The organism is Roseateles sp. P5_E11 (genome assembly GCF_054049355.1).
On the sequence record NZ_JBFUMO010000964.1, the window covers coordinates 1 to 1,399 of the forward strand.

Sequence of the window (1,399 nt, forward strand, 5' to 3'; positions counted from 1 at the left end):
TTCATGCCAGAGCATGCAGGCGAGCATGAAGCTGGGGCTGACGCCGCGGCCTTCCTGCACGCGCCGGTCGGTGTCCTCGAAGGCCTGACGCACGAAGTTGCCGCGCATACCCTCGTGCAGGTCACCTGTTTCGGTCAGCATGGCGTCCAGCACTGCGAACACGCCGCGGCCCAGGCCCAGCTTCTTCAGCTGCGCGATGCTGGCCAGGGAATGGCCGGTCTGCAACAGCTTGATCATCTCGTCGAAGAGGCGCGAAGCCGGCACATTGGCCAGCAACGCCGACGAGGCCTTCACCGGCGCCAGCGTCTTGGGCTCGAGCGTGAAGCCCAGCTTGGCGGCGAAGCGCACGGCGCGAATGATGCGGACCGGGTCCTCGCGGTAGCGGGTTTCGGGATCGCCGATCATGCGCAGCAGCTTGGCCTTGGCGTCGGCGAGGCCACCGTGGTAGTCCACCACCAGTTGGCGCTGCGGGTCGTAATACATCGCGTTGACCGTGTAGTCGCGACGGGCAGCATCCTCGATCTGCGGGCCCCAGACGTTGTCGCGCAGCACGCGGCCGCTGGCATCCACAGCGTGATGCTTGCCATCCAGCTCGGCTTTGCCCGTCTTCTCGTTGCCGGCGATGGCTTCCGATTCCGTCGGCAGCGCGCGGAAGGTCGAGACCTCGATCACTTCGTGCTCACGACCGCGGCCGTAGACAACGTGAACGATGCGAAAGCGCCGGCCGATGATGAAAGCGCGGCGAAACAGCCCCTTGACCTGTTCCGGCGTCGCATTGGTCGCGACGTCGAAGTCCTTGGGCCGCATGTTCAGCAGCAGGTCGCGCACGGCGCCGCCGACGATATAGGCCTCGAAACCCGCATCGGTCAACGTCTTGACGACCTTGACGGCGCGCTCGTCAAGCAGATCCGGGTTGATGCCGTGAACCTCGGCCGTCACCTCCACCCGTTTGCCCAGCGGGCTGGTCTTCTTGGGGGCTGCGGCGGGTTTGCCAAGCAGTTTGTCGATGAACTTTTTGATCATGCGAAGAGGTGCAACTGGGGCCAGCCCCGTTCGGCGGCGATCGCAGCGAGGGTCGGGCTGGGATTGGTCGCCACAGGGTGGCTGACGCGTTCAAGCAGGGGCAGATCGTTGGTCGAGTCGCTGAAGAAGTTCACGCGCTCGAAATCGCGCCATTGTGCCCCCAGGCCCTGCAACCAGCCCTCGACGCGCGCGATCTTGCCCTCGCGGAAGCTCGGGATGCCGCGAATGGCTCCGGTGTAGCGCTGCTCGGCGTCGCGTTCCAGCTCGACGGCGATCAGGTGCGCGATGCCAAAGGCCGCTGCAATCGGCGCTGTGACGAATTCATTGGTCGCCGTGACCAGGGCGATGAGGTCGCCCGCTGCACGGTGCTTCTCGA

At 65.4% G+C, this 1,399-nt stretch carries 2 protein-coding genes; both read right to left on the bottom strand.

What is annotated here, in order from left to right; translation table 11 throughout:
- Positions 1 to 1,023 (bottom strand): polynucleotide adenylyltransferase PcnB (pcnB, locus tag ACXJKR_RS32520; RefSeq protein WP_457326372.1); only part of this gene is annotated, 1,023 nt, incomplete at its 3' end.
- Positions 1,020 to 1,399 (bottom strand): HAD family hydrolase (locus ACXJKR_RS32525; RefSeq protein ID WP_457326373.1); only part of this gene is annotated, 380 nt, incomplete at its 5' end. The genes ACXJKR_RS32525 and pcnB, both read right to left, overlap by 4 nt.